This window comes from Sulfoacidibacillus thermotolerans, assembly GCF_003144315.1.
GTDB classification, from domain to species: domain Bacteria; phylum Bacillota; class Bacilli; order Alicyclobacillales; family SLC66; genus Sulfoacidibacillus; species Sulfoacidibacillus thermotolerans.
The window spans coordinates 22,295-42,332 of record NZ_MPDK01000023.1 but is presented as its reverse complement, the minus strand read 5'-3'; the positions used below and the strand labels follow the sequence as shown (position 1 = coordinate 42,332).

Genomic DNA, 20,038 nt, shown 5'->3' with positions numbered 1-20,038 from the left:
AACGGTAGGTTTGTCGCCAACCCCCGTTCGGGACTTACACCCTAAAGATTCCGCCCATGCCGGGCGTACAACAACGTACGATCGGATTCATTCCAGAATCCGATCGCCACGGGAAACCTTCAAGTTTATTTGCCATTTGGTTTTCCGCCAACATGCAGGTCACTACAATTGTCACAGGCGGCCTTGCGATTGTACTCGGTCTCAATTTGCTGTTTGCGATCATTGCAATCCTACTTGGCAATCTCATCGGTGGCATTTTCATGGCATTCCACTCGGCACAAGGACCAAAACTGGGGATTCCACAAATGATCCAATCACGAGCCCAATTCGGCGTCATTGGTGCCATTTTGCCACTTGTGCTCGTCATTTTGATGTATATCGGCTTTTTTGCGTCAAGTGCGGTCCTAGGAGGTCAAGCACTCAGTGCCTTCCTGCATATTCCCCTTGATTTCTCACTTGTCATCGCAAATTTCATAACCTTCTTACTAGTTGTTTATGGCTATGAGATGATCCATCGTTATGAGCGGGTCGTTTCCTATCTATTTGCTGTGACATTTCTCTTTTTAACGATAAAACTCATTGCATCTCCCGCCTTCTCTGCAGGATTTTCTCAACATCAATTCGCATTTGGCCCTTTTTTCCTTGTCCTCTCGATTGTGGCGACTTGGCAAATCACGTATGCCCCTTATGTAGCTGATTACTCGCGCTATCTGCCAAAAGAGACCGCCATTGCAAAAACCTTTTGGTATACGTATGCCGGATCTGTAATAGGAAGCATTTGGATGATGATGATTGGTGCAATTGGCGCCGCAACAGCTGCGAATGCTTTTAATGCAAGCGCATCAAATTATCTCGCCTCGCTGTTCGGTCAAAATTTTTCTTGGCTGATCGATCTTGTCATCTTATTAGGCATCATCGCTGTCAACGTGCTCAACTTGTACGGCGGTTTCATGTCCATCACAACAACGATCAGCGCACTCAGTCGCATCGGTTTTACAAGTCGGGCACGCACCTGGATCAGCGGGATCATCGCTCTTTTAGGAACGGGGATCGCTATTTGGGGACAAGGCAATTTCTTAAATAATTATTCGAATTTTCTCTTGCTGCTCTTGTATTTTCTCGTTCCTTGGACATCCATCAACCTCATCGACTTCTATTTCCTTCGACATGGACATTATGATGTAGACGCAATTTTCCACCAACAAGGTGCGTATGGCACCGTGAACTGGGTCGCACTCATTAGCTACGTGGTTGCCATTGCACTCGAATTCCCCTTCATGAATACTGCTCTATACGTTGGGGTAATTTCTAAATATTTAGGCAACGCAGATTTTGCATGGGTTGTAGGATTGCTTGTTTCAGGAATTTTGTACTACTTTCCAATGAAAGCAAAGTTAACTCGTCACATAACCGATCTCCCATTGTAGTCTCGCATTGAAACAACCGCACAGAAGCGGGTACAGCCATCAGACTATTACTGGATACACCCGCTCCTGTGCGATGCTTGCAGTAAAATAGTTACGCGTGCACGAGAGAAGGAGTTCCTCCGCCAAGACGCAGAATTTCTTGTGCAAGCGCCTCAATCTCCTCAGACAAACTGCGATCTACCGTGACATTTGGCACATAAGAACGAATCCACTCATACAATTGTTTCGTCCGCTTTGCCAGACGAGATTCGACATGTTGTAGTGCAATCGCCTGCGCTGCTACAATCGCCTCAATCGCTAATACACGCGCCGCATTCCCCACAAGCTCATCTACCTGTCGAGCTGCAGTCGTTCCCATGGAGACATGATCCTCTTGACCCGCTGAAGATGGAATCGAATCGACACTCGCTGGATGTGCGAGCACCTTGTTTTCAGACACCAGAGAAGCTGCAACATATTGTAAAATCATGAGTCCAGAAGATAATCCAGGATTTTGCGCCAAAAAAGCAGGTAATCCACTTAAACTAGGATTCACTAAACGCTCCACCCGACGTTCCGAAATATTTGCGATTTCAGCCATCCCAATTTTTAGAAAATCCATGGCAAGTGCGACTGGCTGCCCATGAAAGTGACCTCCTGAAATCACCTCCTGCGTTTCAGCAAAGACAAGCGGGTTATCCGTCGCAGCATTGACCTCTATCTTCAGCACATTCTGCACATAATCTACTACTTGACGACTGGCGCCATGCACTTGAGGCATGCAGCGCAGACTATAAGCGTCTTGTACACGCTTTTCTCCTTGTGCTGTAGTCAACTGACTCCCGGCAAGCCACTCACGTAAAGCTTTTGCTGCCGTTTCCTGTCCTGGATGTGGACGCAATGCGTGCACCTGCTGAGCAAAGGGATCGCGAATCCCGGCAAGTGCTTCAATGGTGAGCGCTCCAATCCCATCCGCTAATTGGACCAAATGGTTTGCTTTCATCCACGCAAGCGTACCAATCGCTGTCATCGCTTGCGTGCCATTGATTAACGCCAACCCTTCTTTTTCCTGAAGTGTAACGGGTGTCAGCCCTGCGTGTGCCAGTGCTTCCGCACCAGGTAGCACTGCACCGCGAAACTCCGCCTTCCCTTCCCCCATAAGAACGAGTGCAAGATGAGCGAGGGGGGCCAAGTCGCCACTTGCCCCAAGTGATCCTTGACTAGGAATCACAGGATGAACTCCAGCATTCAAACAATCTACAAGCAGTTGCAAGGTTTCCTTGCGAATTCCAGAATACCCTTTTGCTAAAGCATTCGCCCGCAACAGCATCATGGCGCGCACGACGTCTGTAGCAAGAGGCCTCCCCACGGCGCAAGCATGACTGCGGATCAGATTTTTTTGCAATTGCACCGTTTCCGCTTTTGGAATCGATACCTCAGATAACCTTCCAAATCCCGTATTTACTCCGTACACCGGCTTCCCTTGCCGTACGACAGCTTCAATCAATTCACGACTTTTGTGAATACGTGGCCACGCTTCATCTGCGACCTGTACTTCCACACGATGTCTGGGATCTATAAAATCTTTTGCTGTGGCTACTTCCCAAACTTCTTCTAAAGTAAGCGTATTACCATTTAAGAACACCTTCGACATAAACCTTCACTCCTTTACTTGAACAAAGCCAAAAAGAAAGGCCGTGAGATAAGCTCTACCTTATCTCACGGCCCGGAACGCCGATATGCGGTTGTACTTTCCGCCTTCTATGCGGTTGCATCGTATCCCGCCCTTTCGTTTCATTCCATCATACGCGAGCGCAAAGATTTTTGTCAATTTTTATTCGAACACTCATATTTCGTATTCCAGCACCTACAAATCTATACATGTCGTGCGGTAAAATATATACTAGTAGTTATATGAAAACAGATCGGCGCAAAAGAGAGGCGTTGACATTGCCAGACAAATTGTCGCTGGAACAAGAAGTCGCCCGCCTGCGTGCGATCAATCAACTTTTGCACGCGACGCGCGATTCCCTCAATACCACGGAAATTCTGAGTGCTGTTAGAGACAAAATACAGCCACTCGTCGCATTTGATCGGATTGGTCTTTTAGTCGCTGAACCCAAGGGGAAATACTGTATTGTACATGAGCTCGTGACAAAAGATGGTCTGATATGCAGTGCGCCTGGAGACATCATGCCCATCGAGCACACTGCGATCGAATGGTGTTTTCGCGAACAGCGTACACACGTCAATCAGCATTTGAGGGAAAAACACGAGTTTCTCGAGGATCCTTTTCTTTATGAACAATCAATTCAATCAATTGTGCGCGTTCCACTGTTTAAAACTGGCGAAGCATTTGGCATTATGACCGTGAAATCTATGGAACCCAACCACTTCTCTGTAGACGATATTTCTCTACTAGAAGATGTCGCTGTACACCTATCGGCTAGCCTATATGTCTCCAAGTTGTTGATGGAACTAAAACTTCAGGCGACCACAGATGGTTTAACTGGCGTCTTTAATCGCCGGGCATTGCACATGATCCATGATCGTGAAAGCCTGATTTCCTTTATGGATTCATTTGTCATCGATCATACGATCGAGAGTATCGACACTGTCGCTGTCCTCATGATTGATTTAGATGAATTTAAACTGTATAACGATACACACGGACACGATCAAGGTGATTTAAGACTCGTGGCATTTACACAAATTCTGCGTTATGCTACCCCAGGTCATCAATTGATCTTTCGTTACGGCGGAGACGAATTTGTCATTTTACTTCCAAATGCGACAAACATTGAAGCGCATACGATTGCTAGTAAGATTCGACAATCAGCCTTAAAACTCGGAGATCACCGCGGTGAACCCCTGTCTGTGAGTATTGGTGTAACTCACGCGCCCTGGGAGGAACTCTCGCGCTTAATCCGATCCGCAGATGCCGCGATGTACATCCAAAAAAAACGGCGACACACGAGTTCATCAGAAGTAGAATTTTCTTGACAACCTGCAATTTGAGAAGTGAGGGGTGTTGCGTGATTGTAGAAATCTGTATATCCAATGAGATCGCTACTTGGATGCCAGAACTCGAAGCTCAAGGAATGGAAGTTATCACATACCCTTGTCTTGAGCGATGTGAAGATTGTTTGTTACGCCCGTATGCATTTGCCAATGGGAGATGGGTCGAACGTGAGACAGCCCAGGAGCTCTTAACCGAACTTTTGCAGCTACAAGAGACAGAAGATGCCCCATTTGCAGATGAACCGTGGTAAGGCTGTGCAAGTGGATCTCCACAGCCCCTTCCCACACTTAAGAAAATTTACGGTAGGGAATGAAATCACCTATGACGTTTACCCGCGAACTGCGACAAAAAGCAGATGCATTATGGCAACAAAGTTTCGCTCACCCTTTTGTGACTGAACTCGCAAAAGGCTCACTCGCACGAGAAAAATTTGTCCACTACGTGCTAAATGATTCGTATTATCTAACCATATTTGCAAAGGTGCAATCTAGGGCAGCCTCAAAAGCTCCGGACTTGCCTACAATCGCTCGACTCGCTGTGCACGCACAAAGTACAGTAGAAGCTGAGCATTTACTTCATGAGACATTCTTTTCCTTGCTAGGCATCACCCCGTCAACAGATTTTATTCCCGCACCTACAACCTATGCGTATACCACACACTTACTCGCTGTAGCAGCCGAAGGGACGTTTGGCGAGATCATTGCCGCCATTTTACCCTGCTACTGGTTATATTTCGAGATCGGTGAACGCTATCGTAACAGCACCCCCAATCACCCAATTTATGATCAATGGATCGCCACTTACGGTGATGAGTGGTTTGGCAAACTTGTAACTGAGCAAATTCACTTGCTCGATGTGCTCGCACAAAACGCCTCGGAGGAACAGCGCAAATTGATGCGTCAGCATTTTTTACGCTCAAGTGAGTATGAATTGCGATTTTGGGACATGGCCTATCATCTTGAGTCTTGGCAAACGGACGTTCTTTAAGTAACTTATACCAATAAATCACGTATTCTTTTCTCTGTTTCAAGGATGCGCGCAGCCAAACAACGTATAGACTCCATATGTAGTACGTATAATGATTAATTAACTAACTTTTATGAAGCGACTGTGTTACTATAATTCTGGAGGGATACCCCATGTCCAATGATCATCTATGTCCAAAGTTCGAATCCGCTTTCGCACTTCTTGGCAAACGCTGGACAGGACTGATCATCCGCGTGCTGCTAGATGGACCTAAACGCTTTAAAGATATTTCTGACATGATTCCGAATATGAGTGATCGTATGCTTGCAGAACGCTTTAAAGAACTTGAAATAGCAGGTCTCATCACCCGCACGGTATACCCTGAAACTCCCGTCCGCATTGAGTACTCCTTAACAGAAAAAGGCCGCGCACTCGAACCTGTCATGGATCAAGTTCAACGTTGGGCGGACGAATGGATGCAATAATGAAGGAAAGCTGTGCGAAAAAGACCCTTATTCCGCTACGAGGTTACTACCTTTTTAACGGAATGACAGGTGGTATCTTCAATCCTTATTTGTCTTTACTACTTGTGCATAATGGCTTTACAAGTACAGAGATCGGCCTTGTCATTGCCACTGCCACTCTCGTAGGAATGATCGCACAGCCTCTGTGGGGACAACTCGTCGATCGCTTTGAAATCACACGTAGTGCTTTGTGGCTAGGAGCTCTAGTCCCCGCTATGCTAGTGATATTTTATAATACGACGTGGATTTGGGTTCTTTTCATTGTGACTGTGACCTCTTCATTTTTTAGTAATCCGCAAACGCCAATTGCCGATGCGTATGCTATAACGATCACGCGAGCTTCAGACACATCGTATAGCACCGTACGTATCTTTGGCAGTCTTGGCTACGCAACAGGCGCCTATTTGGCAGGGCAATTTTTGACTCGCTTCACAGTTTCCATCTTGTGGCTTCCTCGTGCTGTGATTGGACTGTTCACTGTGCTGACCGCTTTGTTCCTGCCGCGATTTACATCTTCAGTGCGATTCAAACGAGCAGGTTTAAGCGGATGGCACCCTTTTCTTTCTAATCGCCGATTTTTATTATTTTTGACAGGCGGTTTCTTTCTAAGCGCAATCTTAACAGCATACGATACGTATTTTGCTTTAGCGTTTCGTGAGATTGGGGGGCCGCTAAATTGGACTGGGGTTGCATTTATGATCGCATCACTCAGCAATATCCCCGCAATGCTGCTCGCAACACGACTCATTGCTAAATTTGGCAAAGAAAAAACACTGTTACTCGCAGTGCTTGCTTATTGTACACGATTCGCCGTCATGGCGTGGCTAAAAATTCCTATTCTCGATGTTTTCATACAGATCCTACATGGCGCCTCATTTGGTTTCTTTTATATAGCAGCCGTTGATTATGTTTCCTATCTTTCTCCCCCTGACCTTCAAGCCACGGGACAAAGTCTTTTTGGCATGGTCTGTGGGGGTCTTGCTGTTATGGTGGGGAACTTTACAAATGGTGTGTTATTGCACCGTGGGGGACCTTCCCTGATGTATGGAACGGATGTATTCGCAGCAGTCCTCGCTGGAATTTGTTTTGCCCTGCTTGCGCTTTCCGCTACACACACGATACAACACGCAAATGAAGTGGAGGATTCAGTACACTCATGACCAAACGTCCACAAGATACACGCGTTGTCGTAGGGATGTCAGGAGGAGTTGATTCTTCCGTGACAGCTCTTCTGTTAAAAGAACAAGGATATCATGTAATTGGGATGTTTATGAAAAATTGGGATGAAAAAGACGAGTCTGGGATTTGCACCGCTACCTTAGACTATGAGGATGTGCAACGCGTTTGCGATCAAATTGGCATCCCAAGTTACAGCGTGAATTTTGAAAAAGAATACATGGACCGCGTTTTTCGCTATTTTTTAGCGGAGTATGAACGCGGCCGCACCCCCAATCCAGACGTAATGTGCAATCGAGAAATCAAATTTAAAGAACTTCTACAAAAAGCTGTGGCGATCGGCGCTGACTATCTAGCGACTGGCCATTATGCTCAACTTCGTGAGCAAAATGGCTCCTGGCAGCTATTGCGAGCAAAAGATCGCACAAAGGATCAAACCTACTTTTTGCACACCGTCGATCAATCCGCATTTTCCAAAACACTATTTCCCATTGGGCACCTCAACAAAAAAGAAGTGCGGCAAATTGCTGAACAAGCTGGCTTAGCCACTGCGAAAAAGAAAGACAGCACAGGCATTTGTTTCATCGGCGAACGAAATTTCAGCCAATTTCTTAGCAATTATTTCCCGGCAAAACCAGGTGAAATGCGAACGATGGCAGGTGAATATAAGGGGACACATAACGGTTTGATGTACTACACGATTGGTCAAAGACATGGACTTGGAATAGGCGGTTCAGGCAGTGGTGAACCGTGGTTTGTAGTTGATAAAGATTTACAAAAAAACATTCTATATGTAGAACAAGGTGTTCATAATCCCCATCTGTATGCACATGGACTTATTGCGACAGACGTACACTGGATCGCAGGCCACTTTCCGAGTTCTGAGGAAGTGTTTAGTTGTACAGCAAAGATTCGCTATCGTCAACCAGACCATGAGGTCACAATCAAACGGCAGTCCTCAGGTGAATATCTTGTCCATTTTGCAGCCCCCGAACGAGCTGTGACGCCCGGCCAATCAATTGTCTTCTACGCAGATGAGGTCTGTCTTGGTGGGGGAATCATTGCACGCGCGTTAAAAGTTGTAAACTGAACTCTTCCTGTATAGCATCCAAAAGTCAGTTGTTTTATATTGATCATGCACATCATCAATCTTCGACTCTAGCACAAACACACAACAAGGACGAGAGAGCGTGAAAGAGCAAATTCGAACGAAATCTTTACAAATAGGCTTTCTTTTCTTGGCGAGCGTCGTGCTATTTCGCATTTGGCACATTCAAACGGCAGATCACTTTCTTAAAGGACGCGCACTAGCAGAGTGGAACGCAGAAGAAACAATACAGCCTATGCGCGGCACGATTTACGACGCAAATGGCGGCGTGCTGGCATTTGATGCCCCTGCCTATGACATGGACATTGACCTTCAAGCCATTGAGCATAATACCCCAGCGAAAATCACAGAACTTGCTCAAGGCTTAGCCCAAATCGTACACGCCAAAGAAGCAACAATTTATGCCCAATTACAACAGCCAAATGTCATTTGGTTGCGCATGTATCCTTATCTCGTTCATGTTCCTTTAGCTACAAAAGAAGCCGTACTCAAATTATTCGCAAAACTAAACATGCAAAATGACGTGAATCCGTATAAGACTTATCGGCGCATTTATCCAGACGGGACATTTGCTTCTGAAGTCATAGGTTTTACTGATCAGCATGGACACGGTGCAGCAGGTGTCGAACTCGAATACAATCAGTATCTCGCAGGCAGACCTGGAATCTCTACTTTTACACAAGATACGTTTGGGAATCCCATCCCCTTTCAACCTGTGGTGCGTAAACCCGTACAAAATGGGGATAGCGTGTACTTAACGATCAACTCAGTCATTCAGCGCTACGCAGAACAAGCGCTCGCTGTGATCAAACAGCGTTTTTCTCCTGCACATGCCGCCATCATTGTAGCGGATCCAAATACAGGAGCAATCCTCGCCATGGCAACACTTCCAGACTATAATCCAAACTACTTTTGGCGCTATAACAATTCAACACTTGACACCAATTGGGCGATCTCTGACCCTTTTGAACCAGGCAGCACATTTAAGGCGGTTACGCTGACAGGCGCTTTAGCAACACATAGCATTCAGTTAAACCAAACCTATATGTCTGGCGTTGATGTGGTTGATGGAGTGCCGATTCACGATTGGAATTTGTATGGCTGGGGACGTTTAACATATCGTCAAGCGATGATTTATTCAAGCAACGTCGGTTTCATTCACATTGGACAAGCTGAAGGGGTTCAAAATTTTTATACGTATTTAAATCGATTTGGATTGACACATAAAACGGGGATCGATCTACCTGGTGAAGGAGATCCAATTATCTTTCCCGAAGCCCATTTGAATCCTGTGGACTTTGCAACGATGACATTTGGTCAAGGGCTGGCTGTCACCCCTATCCAACAAATTGCTGCGATCGGCGCCATCGCAAACGGAGGCAATCTTTTAACTCCGTATGTCGTGCAAAAAATCGTAAGCCCTAGCGGCAAAGTGATCTACAACCACCATGTCCATATCGTGGATCACGTGGCACAGGCTGCGATTATGAGACAGGTCACAAACGTTATGGTTCAAGTCGTAAATAATGATCCACAGGGAAATGTAGGGGAGATTCCTGGCTATACGGTCGCTGGGAAAACCGGTACAGCTGAGATTCCAAAACCGACGGGAGGATATTATAAAAATCTATATAATTTATCTTTTATCGGGTATGTTCCTGCTTATCACCCAGCGCTTGAGATCTATGTCACTGTAAGTGAAGCTCACCATACCGCTCAGTGGGGGGATTGGGTAGCAACACCTGCGGCTCGCTATGTCCTACAAAAATCACTCGCATATTTGGGCATTCCTCCCCACACTGCGCCATCTGCAGCAAACTTTGCGCCCCGCGACCATTATATCGTGGCACCAGACGTAGTCGGTCTCCCAGTACATACGGCGACATCCGTTCTCGAGCGCGCGGGTTTTAACGCCCACATGGTTGGATCTACCGGAAAAGTCTTAGAGCAATGGCCAGCCCCTGGTACAAAAGTTCCAAGCGGAACAAATGCATGGACATTTGCTCCATCAGATCATCCGCCTGGAAAAGTGCAAGTCCCCAACCTTTCCGGCATGCTCATGACTGAAGCGATGCATGTGTGCTCGCTAGTAGGATTGGAAATGGTTCCACAAGGAGCTGGTTATGCCCTCTCGCAAAACTTACAGCCAGGCAAGTTCGTTCCTGTAGGAACAGCGATCATCGTTGACTTTGGCCCATCTCCCTAAATGCGACGGAACACGTACTGTAGCACCTTTAAAGCAGCGGGCGCCCGCAAAACTGGAGTGGAAGCAAATGACCGAAACGACGCTTACCTGTCCCAAATGTTCTGCACAAGTCCCTATGCACTATGGCTATATCACATGGTGTGAGTGTGGTTGGCAGCTCGATCTGCCTACTGATTGGGAAGAGGACAAAAGGCTTCGTGCAAAATACCGGCGTGCACAGCAAGTATATGAAAACGTTCGTGCAAAACGCGCAAACGATCCACTTTTATGGCGTGCACGCCTCGTGATAACCCTAGTTGGAATGCTTGTCTTTGCGTGGTTCATTTTCTATCTTGGAATCACATTTGCGTTATTTAAACTACACACGCTGATTGCAACGCTCCTAGGCAGTTTATTGGCTCTTGGATTGTTCTTGCCTTTTGAATTCTTATGGAAATTTCCAGAGTGCACCACTCCTTTGACTCAGAAACATGCACCACAAGGATTTGCCCGTCTTAACAAACTCACCGCAGTACTCAATCGCTCACCCATTACTCGTCTTGACATCATGCCAAACGGGATGCAGATTCGCACGATACAACCTCTGCTGCGCAGACAGCAATGCGTACAAATCAGTCTTCCCTTACTCTATCTGCTAGACGATGAACTTTTATTACTTGGCATCGCCCGTGAGCTCCATTTACATCGTTACTTGCGCCGCAAAAGCATCGCTGGAGCCATATGGGCGCAAAAAATACTTACTCTTGCAAGCGAAATTATCCGCAACGACACACCCTCTTTTAACGCGCGTATCCCCCATTCCATGCCACCTGTTCACGAAACCTACCGTTTTACTGCGAATGTTGCAAGTAGTCGCTCCACCATTTATTTTCTTCAGATGCTCACACGTCCGCTTTCTTTTATTCCTCAAGCACTCGCACAACTATTGGACAGTCATTTAGCAATACTCCAACATCGCGCGATTTATGAGATCGATCAAACCCTTGCGGATCAATATGGCACTCATGCGCTAGTGCGTTATTTCGAAGTGTTAAGCCTTGCCACGCCAGTAAGATTTGCACGAACTGATCATCCCTACACTGCGAACGGACGGATCGAAGAAGAATTGCAAAGCATTCGTCAACGCATCTCTACACTTTTGCGTCGTGAACGAGAACGTCTGTTACGAACGGCACCCGAAGATGACTTAGAACGCCCATTACTCTGGTGGCAGATCGAGTGTATTACACCAAACGCTTCAACAATTGAACGGACTTCAAACAATGTGCTTCCCCACTCCCTGCAAAGTGGAACTACACAACTCATCACAGAGCTTTTACAACATGTGAGCAAAGCAAAAGAGCGCACAACCGTATAGAATCACTATACTTGTGCACCCTTTTGCTAAAAAAGAAACTCAAAAGCGAATCTTCTCTGCTAAATAGTTTTTGAGTTCAGCAATCGGAAGTCGAACTTGCTCCATCGTATCCCGATTGCGAACTGTGACCGCGTGATCTTCTTCTGATTGAAAGTCGTACGTAATGCAAAATGGCGTTCCAATTTCATCGTGACGCCGATATCGTTTACCGATTGATCCGCTGTCATCATAATCCACCGAAAAGTCCGCTGCAAGTTGTGTATAAATCTGCAACGCGCCCTCTGCCAGCTTCTTTGATAGTGGAAAAACGGCCGCAGTATAGGGAGCAAGTGCCGGATGGAAATGCAACACTGTACGCATATCACCGTCTGGCAATGCTTGTTCCTCGAAAGCATCAACAAAAAAAGCGAGGGTCAGACGATCTGCACCTATTGAAGGTTCAATACAATAGGGTATAAAGGGATCTTTCCCCTCTTCCTTTACACTAAAATCTTCATGTGCATGCTGGCTATGCTGGCGCAAATCATAATCCGTGCGATTTGCTACTCCTAACAATTCTCCCCAACCAAAGGGAAAATGATATTCAACGTCAGTCGTCGCCTTGCTATAGTGAGACAGTTGCTCTGGTTCATGGTCACGCAAGCGAATATTTTCTTTACGCAAGCCAAGTTGCAGTACAAAATCCGCACAGAACTGACGCCAATATGAGAACCACGCTTCATCAGTGCCCGGTTCACAAAAAAATTCAACTTCCATCTGTTCAAATTCACGTGTTCGAAACGTGAAATTTCCAGGGGTGATTTCATTGCGGAAGCTTTTCCCTATCTGACCGATGCCGAAAGGAAGTTTCTTACGCATGGTACGCTGTACATTTTTGAAGTTCACAAAAATGCCTTGTGCCGTTTCCGGACGTAAAAAAACTTCATTGGCGGCATCTTCAGTGACCCCCGCGTGCGTTTTAAACATCATATTAAATTGTCGAATCGGCGTAAAATCATGCGCTCCACACTGCGGACATCCAATGGCAAGATCTCGTATCAGCGCTTCCATTTCACCAAAAGGTAGACCATCAACCACCTTTTCCTCACCGCGCTCCAAAAGAGCTTCTTCGATCAATTTATCAGCCCGATGGCGCGCTTTACATACCTTACAGTCAATCATGGGATCGTTAAAATTGCCTACGTGACCTGAAGCCACCCATACTTCACGATTCATCAAGATCGCTGAATCAAGCCCTACATTGTATGGGGACTCTTGAATAAATTTTTGCCACCAAGCTCGCTTGACGTGATTCTTTAGCAAGACACCTAGCGGACCATAATCCCAAGTATTCGCCAATCCACCATAAATTTCTGAACCAGGGAAAATAAAGCCGCGGTGTTTTGCCAGTGATACTAGCTGTTCCATTGTTACTGCCATGAAAAAATACCTCCACATCCATTGAAGCAAACCTTCTGTGCGATGTCTGACTCCTCTTTACACATCAATCATCGAATCTGGGCTCGCTTTTTCTTTAGAAGATAACAGATTCGAGACCTCAATGCTACAGACTGGCATCGTCTATTTGATCTAACCAATGTTCAATTTTACCAATCACAGACTCTATGCAACCTTCCTCAAAAGGTGAAATCAGCCCCGCTTTAGTGACTAACTTCGTAAAAGACTCACTGCCGCCTGCTTGGCATAAGTGTACATAGTCCGTCCATGCACTTTCTCGATCTTCTTGCATCCGCGCCCAAAATTGAAAAGCGCAGATTTGTGCCAAGGTATAGTCGATATAATAAAATGGCACCGTAAAGATGTGATTTTGTTGGTGCCAAAAACCACCTTGTTCTAAATATGTATTTCCCTCGTAATTTTTTGACGGCAAGTACATCTGCTCAAGTTCCCTCCACTTTGCTTTACGCTGTTGTGGAGTTGCATCTGGGTTGGTATAAACAAAGTGCTGAAAATCATCGACCAACACACCATAAGGAATAAACAGCAGTGATCCGCTAAGATGTGCAAATTTGTATTTGTCCGTATCTTCTTTAAAAAACAAATCCATCCATGGCCATGTAAAAAACTCCATGCTCATCGAATGAATCTCTGCCGCATCATAAGTTGGCCACAAGTACTCTGGAATTTCGTAATTTCGGCTTGCGTATACTTGAAAAGCGTGTCCAGCCTCATGTGTCAATACGTCCACGTCGCCCGATGTGCCGTTGAAATTGGCGAAAATAAACGGAGACTCATAATCGGGAATATACGTACAGTATCCACCGCCTGCTTTCCCTTGCTTACTCGCGAGATCCATCAACTGATGATCGACTAAATAAGAGAAAAACACGTCCGTTTCGGGCGATAATTCACGATACATCGTACGTCCATTTGCGAGAATCCAGTCTGGATCTCCCTTAGGCGTCGCATTTCCTGATAAAAAATTGAAGTTTTCGTCATAATAGTATAATTCGCGCACTCCGATCCTTTGCCTCTGACGCTCGCGCAATCGCGTGGCTGCAGGTACGATGTATTGTCGCACTTGCTTGCGAAATTGCTCAACGGCCTTGGCATCATAATCCGTGCGATGTAAGCGCGCATACGCAAGTTCCACAAAATTGCGAAACCCCAGCTTGCGTGCGATACGCGTGCGTGTTTTCACTAGTTCATCATACAAAGAGTCCAATTGTTCTTCATGTTCTTGCAAAAATCCATACTTAGCTAACGCTGCGCGCTTGCGCATCGAGCGATCCGTCGATTGCAAAAAAGGCGTCATCTGCGACAGTGTCCGCTCCGCACCTTCAAAGGGAATCTTCGCCGATGCCAACAGTTGAACATACTCGCTCGCAATCCGATTTTCCTGTTGTAAATCTTCTAAGACCTCGGGAGAAAATGTTCGCAGAGTGAGTTCAGCAATACGAAACAACTGAGAGCCCCATTTCTCTTCCAATTGCGCGCGAAAAGGGGAATTCACCAACGCCTCATAATACTCATTTACAAGCCCTCGATAGATCGGATCTACTTCGTCAAAAAAGTCTTGTTCTGCACGATACAACTCATCTGTCGTATCGATGGAATGGCGAATGTACACGATTTGACTTAACGATTCAAATGTCTTGCGATCCGCATTGATACGTGCCATCGCTGCATCTTGCTCCGACACATCGCGTGCACTGCGAAAAGCGCGTAACTCTTCACGAAAATGCGCCGAAAAATCTTCCATATTAGGTCGCACATAAGGCATATCAATAAACGTGAACATTCAACCACCCCCTATCGAGTATAACATAAGGCTCACAATATTTGGTGCTCGTTCCTCTTCTCACATTCCAATATATCGGGCATACAGCTCTCTCGCCGCCGTAGCGTCTTCGATTCCATGCACAAGTGCGCGCCCATCGGCAAACAGTGTAATTTGTACATGATCCGGAAGTTCCACACGCAATAAGTGTTCGTTGTAACGCACTCGAAAAACAGCCTCCAAGCGCTTTGCAACAGACGCTAAGGACAATTGAGCAGGGACTTGTGGTTTGACTTGGATCGTGCGTCTTCCACACATAGAAACCGTGATTGCATCACGCTTAGCTTGTAACGCAGCATACTGACCATGCCCACAACAGGGACAATCGGTGTTGCGTTGTCCAAATCCAATTTGCCGCATTTCGTTATTCCATAAATCTACATATACGAGACCACTGCGCAAATCATCTAGATTTCCGGTTAAATATTTTAGTGTTTCTGCAACTTGAAAAGAAGCAATCACTGACACAACCGGAGCAATGACGCCCACTGTGTCGCACGTATCGTGCCCAGAACCCGGGTCTGTGCCAAACAGGCAAACGAGACACGGTGTCTCATGAGGTCGGAAAAATGCGCTAGTTCCGTGTGCACTCACAGCACCACCATACGCCCACGGAATGTGATGCTTAACCGCCACGTCATTGATCAGGTAGCGTATCTGAAAATTATCTGTCCCATCTAGAATCACATCCACATCTGACAGCAACGCTTCCGCATTTTGCGCAGTCACATCGACAACTTTAGCCTCAATCTCCACATCGCGGTTTGCCTGGCGCAATTTATACATCGCTGCAATTGCCTTGGGAAGTGCCTCAAGCGCATCCTGTTCATCGTATAAAGCCTGACGTTGAAGATTGGAAGGCTCAATAATATCGCGGTCGAGTAACCGCACAAATCCTACGCCTGCACGCACCACTTGCGTCGCCATTGCAGTGCCAAGCGCCCCCATGCCCACAATTGCGACACGCGACTGTCTCAGACGCTCTTGCCCCTTTGCTCCGATCGGACGAAATAAAATCTGCCGCGAGTACCGTTCTTGCAGTTGTGCCTGATCCATCCCATATCGCCTGCCCTTTCTCTCATTTGTGCTTCTCATTGTACACAAAACCTTGACGCAATGGCAGAACCAATGATAGTCTAAGAACGCAATAAGACATGACTTGACGATCGCGTTTGTTGAATCCAGAGTGGAGATTCAGCCGCATCCCTTACTTGGGTGCGGCTTATTTCATGTCTTCAATATTCTAAAGGAGTTAAACATTGTGTGTGCTGTCCTTCACGTTATCAGCGACCGCAAACGACATTCGCTTCCTTTGTTTGATGCACTACTTTTAAGCGCTCGGGCAGGAGCTGACGTCATTCAAATTCGCGAAAAAAAAGCGCCGAGCCTAGAAACCTACCAATTATGCGAATCCTTGATGCAAGCCTGTGCAAACGAAGGGTTGAACTCACAAGTCTTTGTGAATGATCGCGTCGATGTGGCACTTAGTTTGCCTACTGCAGGTGTACATCTTGCCGCAAAATCACTACCCATTGCAAAAGTTGTGCATCTGCGTAGTCGCATCGGGTGGACCGGCCAAATCGGTTGCTCCGTACACAGTCTAGAAGAAGCAAAAGCAGCACAGGAAGCAGGTGCTGATTATGTGACTTTTGGCCATGTTTTTGCCAGTTCATCACACAGTGGGATCCCGCCGAAAGGATTATCGGCTCTATACCAAGTTGTCGAAGAATTGTCAATCCCAGTAATTGCGATCGGCGGTATTGATGCGACCAACATTGCATCTGTCCTTGCCACTGGCTGTACTGGGGTAGCGGTTATCGGAGCTGTTCTTGAATCTGAACGACCTCTCGCAGCAGTACAGACCTTGAAAGAAAAGTTAAAGCAACATTCAGGAAAAGAAAAAGTTTCCTGGATAACAAGGGGGCTAAAAGCATGAAGACGAGCTACGATGTGATAGTTGTAGGCGGCGGCGTGATTGGCTCAACGATCGCTTGGCGTATCGCACAGACAAGCCGCAAAGTCTTGCTCCTTGAACGCGGACGGCTTGGTCAGGAAGCTTCAAGCGCAGCTGCAGGCATGCTAGGAGCCGAACTGGAAATGAATGAGCCGGGACCTTTTTTCCAGTTGTGCTTAGAGAGTAGAGAATTATATCCTACATTTTCTGACGAACTCTTTGATCTCACAGGGATAGAGATCGAACTCACCCCAAACGGCATTTTACGCCTTGCACGCACCACAGAAGAAGCTGCACAATTGCAGGAAACGGCGGCATGGCAACAGTTACATGGCGGTAGCGCGATGTTTCTCACATCTACTCAAATCGCAGCCATGGAAACTTCGGTATGCGAAACATTTGGCGGGCTATTTTTAGCCAAAGATGGTAACGTAAATGCCGCTCTAGTCACGCGCGCCGTTGGCAAAGCTGCTAGTCTCACTGCAGATGTCATCGAAGGCTCCCCTGTATACGACATTGTCTTCTCGCCAACTGAAGTAACCGTGCGAACAGCGACAGAGCAATATCATGCAGAAAAAGTCATCCTCGCGAATGGAGCTTTCGCAAACCAATTCTTACCCTCTATGCACATGCCCCCTTCACTGATCCCGGTAAAGGGTCAGTTACTGAGAATTCAACCGAGTGGCCATGTCAAATTGACACGTACAATCTCCCATGGTCATTTCTATTTTGTTCCAAAACGTGACGGCACAATAATTGTGGGTGCAACTGAAGAACCTGAATTACTTTCCCATATCAACACCGTATCTGGACTCTCGCAGTTGCTACTTGCTGTACAGGATGTCTTACCTGGATTACGTGATGCAGCCTTTGTAGACGCGTGGACAGGAATACGCCCTTTACTCCCCACTCGCGAACCATTCATCGGGCCTGTCGATGCTAATTCTCAAGCGCTTGTTGCCATCGGCCACTTTCGCAACGGCATCTTACTGGCACCTGTAACTGCGGAAATAATCGTCTCTCTCATTGAAGGAAAAGCGCTTTTAGCTCACCATAAAGCGTTCATCCCACAGATTCCGGTCTCACAAGTACGATAGACAAAACGCTAGCAAAACAATCCGATCTTCTATTAGGAAAGGAGGCATCCACAAAGTGGATATTTTAGTCAATGGGCAGAGAAAAAGCGTTCCAGATACCACAACGATCTTTTCACTACTTGAACAGTTTCATTTGCAAGATGAATTGATTGCCGTAGAACACAATGGCGAAATTATTGCGCGTGAAGCGTATGCAACACGAAGATTGACTGAGAAAGATGTAATTGAAATTGTTCGCTTCGTCGGTGGGGGTTGAAAAAAAGCAGAACCTCGGAGACAAGTTATAAAGAAAAGAGGAGGTAGAAATTATAATGAACCTTCCAGCAGATGATCAACTCACAATTGCGGGGCGTACATTTCGCTCCCGCCTTATGGTTGGGACAGGGAAATACGACACCTTTGAACAAATGCGCGCGGCTCTTGATGTTTCTGAAGCAGAGATCGTCACTGTAGCAGTCCGTCGCGTCAACCTCGATCAGACAGAAGAGTCATTGCTCAACTACATTGATCGCACACGTTACTTCATTCTCCCAAACACCGCAGGATGCCAAACAGCCGCTGAAGCTGTGCGTACTGCACGTTTAGCGCGTGCCGCAGGTCTATCAAATTGGGTCAAGCTAGAAGTAATCCCGTCAGACGGAACACTTCTTCCTGATCCTATCGAGACACTTGAGGCGGCTAAAACACTCGTCGAAGAAGGATTTATCGTACTGCCGTACACGACAGACGACCATTTAGTAGCAAAACGTCTACTTGACATCGGCTGTGCAACCATTATGCCGTATGGTTCGCCGATTGGAACCGGGCGTGGACTCTTAAGTCAAGATCGACTTCGCCGCATCATTGACCTTGTGGCTGGCCGCGTGCCAGTAGTTGTCGACGCCGGAATTGGCGCACCTTCAGACGCAGCGCTTGCTATGGAACTGGGCGCTGACGCCGTATTAATCAACACCGCCATTGCCCGTGCAAAACAACCGATCGACATGGCGCATGCCATGAAACTAGCTGTTTTAGCAGGACGGGCGGGCTATCTAGCCGGACGCATTGAAAAATCTGATAACGCACAGCCTAGCAGTCCAACGACTGGCCTCATAGGCCAAAGGATATAACTACTTTTTTATTCCCACTAGTGTGATGCGTATAAATACAAAAGCTCTCCTGGCATAATTTGAAGGAGAGCTTTTGTTTTGCTAAAATAGCCTCATTCAATTAGTAGGATAAGGCGATGGTCATAGAAATGCATCCCCATGGATCAACCAATGAACTTCTTCTGCTACAATCCCAATTCGATGAACTTACTACAAGTTATTACGTCCCTGATTTCATCTCTTCACACGCTAGCTTTATCTTTCTGTTGGAAAGTCCCCATCTTCAAGAATTGAAGCATGGCGCACCAGTAAGCGGTAGCTCTGGTTTATCAATGAGTAAACACTTATTTGGCGAAAAATATTCTCACATTCCCCTTGGAATCATGGTTAAGAAAAATATGACAGAGCAATTAGATCGACCCTCACTCAATGTGCTAGGTGTAATGAATGTTTGTCAAATTCCCATGCAAGCGTCTGCTTATCAAGGATTCCCGAAGGCTGCCGAATTCAGAGAGTTATTTTCCTTACTAGAAAATCTGCGAACAGCAAATCAGCGTGATCATTTTTCAGATGCAAAATTACAGGCACTACAAAATTTGATCGCACAAAAGTTACAGGAAAAACTATACAACCTCATCGATCGCAGATGTTATATCATCCCCTGCGGACGCTTTGCGCAAAAGTTTTTCCGCATTGCCAATATCACATCGCCGAATTGGACGGTGTTACTGGATATCCCACATCCATCGTATAATAACTGGAGCAAGCCGCAGTATCAAAGCGCAATCAATGAAATGATTCGTGCATTTGCACAGATGCGTTCGCACACACCCTCTGTGCAACTGTAAATATCC

The 20,038-nt window shown here is 46.4% G+C and carries 18 protein-coding genes; 14 read left to right on the top strand and 4 right to left on the bottom strand.

All coding sequences use genetic code 11. From position 1 onward, the window contains the following. Positions 1-56 precede the first annotated feature (56 nt). Positions 57-1,427: a purine-cytosine permease family protein gene (locus BM613_RS11505; RefSeq protein ID WP_109431335.1), complete on the top strand. Its 1,371-nt coding sequence runs from the start codon at positions 57-59 to the stop codon at positions 1,425-1,427. A gap of 91 nt (positions 1,428-1,518) precedes the next feature. Here the strand turns inward: BM613_RS11505 and hutH are convergent, their stop codons facing one another. Then, a complete protein-coding gene (gene hutH, locus BM613_RS11500) occupies positions 1,519-3,060 on the bottom strand; it encodes a histidine ammonia-lyase (protein WP_109431334.1) in 1,542 nt (513 codons plus the stop codon). Between the two features lie 260 nt (positions 3,061-3,320). On the opposite strand from hutH, the gene BM613_RS11495 reads away from it, so the two are divergent. From BM613_RS11495 to BM613_RS11460, 8 genes are all read left to right on the top strand, one after another. Next, complete coding sequence (locus tag BM613_RS11495; protein WP_181363098.1) at positions 3,321-4,409, top strand: sensor domain-containing diguanylate cyclase; 1,089 nt, start codon at positions 3,321-3,323, stop codon at positions 4,407-4,409. 32 nt (positions 4,410-4,441) lie between these two features. Next, entirely contained in the window at positions 4,442-4,678 is a 237-nt protein-coding gene (locus tag BM613_RS11490; RefSeq protein WP_109431332.1) for a DUF1450 domain-containing protein, read from the top strand. A gap of 71 nt (positions 4,679-4,749) precedes the next feature. Further along, positions 4,750-5,415 carry a thiaminase II gene (gene tenA / locus BM613_RS11485; RefSeq protein WP_109431331.1) on the top strand — a complete coding sequence of 222 codons (666 nt, stop codon included), beginning with the start codon at positions 4,750-4,752 and terminating at the stop codon, positions 5,413-5,415. Positions 5,416-5,567: 152 nt separating this feature from the next. Further along, positions 5,568-5,879 carry a winged helix-turn-helix transcriptional regulator gene (locus BM613_RS11480; RefSeq protein WP_109431330.1) on the top strand — a complete coding sequence of 104 codons (312 nt, stop codon included), beginning with the start codon at positions 5,568-5,570 and terminating at the stop codon, positions 5,877-5,879. Then, positions 5,867-7,078: an MFS transporter gene (locus BM613_RS11475; RefSeq protein ID WP_109431329.1), complete on the top strand. Its 1,212-nt coding sequence runs from the start codon at positions 5,867-5,869 to the stop codon at positions 7,076-7,078. The genes BM613_RS11480 and BM613_RS11475 overlap by 13 nt, the downstream gene beginning before the upstream one ends. Further along, the gene (gene mnmA, locus BM613_RS11470; protein WP_109431328.1) at positions 7,075-8,184 is read left to right on the top strand and encodes a tRNA 2-thiouridine(34) synthase MnmA; all 1,110 of its coding nucleotides are present in this window, start codon (positions 7,075-7,077) and stop codon (positions 8,182-8,184) included. Before BM613_RS11475 ends, mnmA begins: the two co-directional genes overlap by 4 nt. Before the next feature lie 100 nt (positions 8,185-8,284). Beyond that, positions 8,285-10,408, top strand: a complete 2,124-nt coding sequence (locus tag BM613_RS11465) for a PASTA domain-containing penicillin-binding protein (protein ID WP_109431327.1) — start codon at positions 8,285-8,287, stop codon at positions 10,406-10,408. A 67-nt stretch (positions 10,409-10,475) separates the two neighbouring features. Beyond that, positions 10,476-11,765, top strand: a complete 1,290-nt coding sequence (locus BM613_RS11460; RefSeq protein ID WP_109431326.1) for a hypothetical protein — start codon at positions 10,476-10,478, stop codon at positions 11,763-11,765. Between the two features lie 39 nt (positions 11,766-11,804). Here BM613_RS11460 and BM613_RS11455 read toward each other — a convergent pair whose 3' ends face one another. From BM613_RS11455 to BM613_RS11445, 3 genes are all read right to left on the bottom strand, one after another. Beyond that, on the bottom strand, positions 11,805-13,184 hold the full coding sequence (locus tag BM613_RS11455; RefSeq protein WP_109431325.1) for a glycine--tRNA ligase: 1,380 nt from the start codon (positions 13,182-13,184) through the stop codon (positions 11,805-11,807). 124 nt (positions 13,185-13,308) lie between these two features. Then, positions 13,309-15,006: a M3 family oligoendopeptidase gene (locus tag BM613_RS11450; protein WP_109431324.1), complete on the bottom strand. Its 1,698-nt coding sequence runs from the start codon at positions 15,004-15,006 to the stop codon at positions 13,309-13,311. Positions 15,007-15,066: 60 nt separating this feature from the next. After that, positions 15,067-16,101: a ThiF family adenylyltransferase gene (locus tag BM613_RS11445; RefSeq protein WP_109431323.1), complete on the bottom strand. Its 1,035-nt coding sequence runs from the start codon at positions 16,099-16,101 to the stop codon at positions 15,067-15,069. A gap of 205 nt (positions 16,102-16,306) precedes the next feature. On the opposite strand from BM613_RS11445, the gene BM613_RS11440 reads away from it, so the two are divergent. From BM613_RS11440 to BM613_RS11420, 5 genes are all read left to right on the top strand, one after another. Then, the gene (locus BM613_RS11440; RefSeq protein WP_245926370.1) at positions 16,307-16,981 is read left to right on the top strand and encodes a thiamine phosphate synthase; all 675 of its coding nucleotides are present in this window, start codon (positions 16,307-16,309) and stop codon (positions 16,979-16,981) included. Beyond that, positions 16,978-18,096 (top strand): glycine oxidase ThiO, encoded by a 1,119-nt coding sequence (thiO, locus tag BM613_RS11435; protein WP_109431322.1) that lies wholly within the window; start codon positions 16,978-16,980, stop codon positions 18,094-18,096. The genes BM613_RS11440 and thiO overlap by 4 nt, the downstream gene beginning before the upstream one ends. Positions 18,097-18,151: 55 nt before the next feature. After that, a complete protein-coding gene (gene thiS / locus BM613_RS11430; protein ID WP_181363096.1) occupies positions 18,152-18,352 on the top strand; it encodes a sulfur carrier protein ThiS in 201 nt (66 codons plus the stop codon). A 55-nt stretch (positions 18,353-18,407) separates the two neighbouring features. Continuing rightward, a complete protein-coding gene (locus tag BM613_RS11425; protein ID WP_109431320.1) occupies positions 18,408-19,205 on the top strand; it encodes a thiazole synthase in 798 nt (265 codons plus the stop codon). Positions 19,206-19,474: 269 nt separating this feature from the next. Next, on the top strand, positions 19,475-20,032 hold the full coding sequence (locus tag BM613_RS11420; protein ID WP_181363095.1) for a hypothetical protein: 558 nt from the start codon (positions 19,475-19,477) through the stop codon (positions 20,030-20,032). Positions 20,033-20,038: the final 6 nt, after the last annotated feature.

What these genes read in the sequence shown, in the direction of transcription:
- hutH (WP_109431334.1), bottom strand. Translation starts at nt 3,060, where the DNA reads ATGTCGAAGGTGTTCTTAAATGGTAATACGCTTACTTTAGAAGAAGTT.
- BM613_RS11495 (WP_181363098.1), top strand. Translation starts at nt 3,321, where the DNA reads ATGAAAACAGATCGGCGCAAAAGAGAGGCGTTGACATTGCCAGACAAA.
- mnmA (WP_109431328.1), top strand. Translation starts at nt 7,075, where the DNA reads ATGACCAAACGTCCACAAGATACACGCGTTGTCGTAGGGATGTCAGGA.
- BM613_RS11475 (WP_109431329.1), top strand. Translation starts at nt 5,867, where the DNA reads ATGGATGCAATAATGAAGGAAAGCTGTGCGAAAAAGACCCTTATTCCG.
- BM613_RS11460 (WP_109431326.1), top strand. Translation starts at nt 10,476, where the DNA reads ATGACCGAAACGACGCTTACCTGTCCCAAATGTTCTGCACAAGTCCCT.
- BM613_RS11450 (WP_109431324.1), bottom strand. Translation starts at nt 15,006, where the DNA reads ATGTTCACGTTTATTGATATGCCTTATGTGCGACCTAATATGGAAGAT.
- BM613_RS11455 (WP_109431325.1), bottom strand. Translation starts at nt 13,184, where the DNA reads ATGGCAGTAACAATGGAACAGCTAGTATCACTGGCAAAACACCGCGGC.
- thiO (WP_109431322.1), top strand. Translation starts at nt 16,978, where the DNA reads ATGAAGACGAGCTACGATGTGATAGTTGTAGGCGGCGGCGTGATTGGC.
- BM613_RS11445 (WP_109431323.1), bottom strand. Translation starts at nt 16,101, where the DNA reads ATGGATCAGGCACAACTGCAAGAACGGTACTCGCGGCAGATTTTATTT.
- BM613_RS11480 (WP_109431330.1), top strand. Translation starts at nt 5,568, where the DNA reads ATGTCCAATGATCATCTATGTCCAAAGTTCGAATCCGCTTTCGCACTT.
- tenA (WP_109431331.1), top strand. Translation starts at nt 4,750, where the DNA reads ATGACGTTTACCCGCGAACTGCGACAAAAAGCAGATGCATTATGGCAA.
- BM613_RS11505 (WP_109431335.1), top strand. Translation starts at nt 57, where the DNA reads ATGCCGGGCGTACAACAACGTACGATCGGATTCATTCCAGAATCCGAT.
- BM613_RS11425 (WP_109431320.1), top strand. Translation starts at nt 18,408, where the DNA reads ATGAACCTTCCAGCAGATGATCAACTCACAATTGCGGGGCGTACATTT.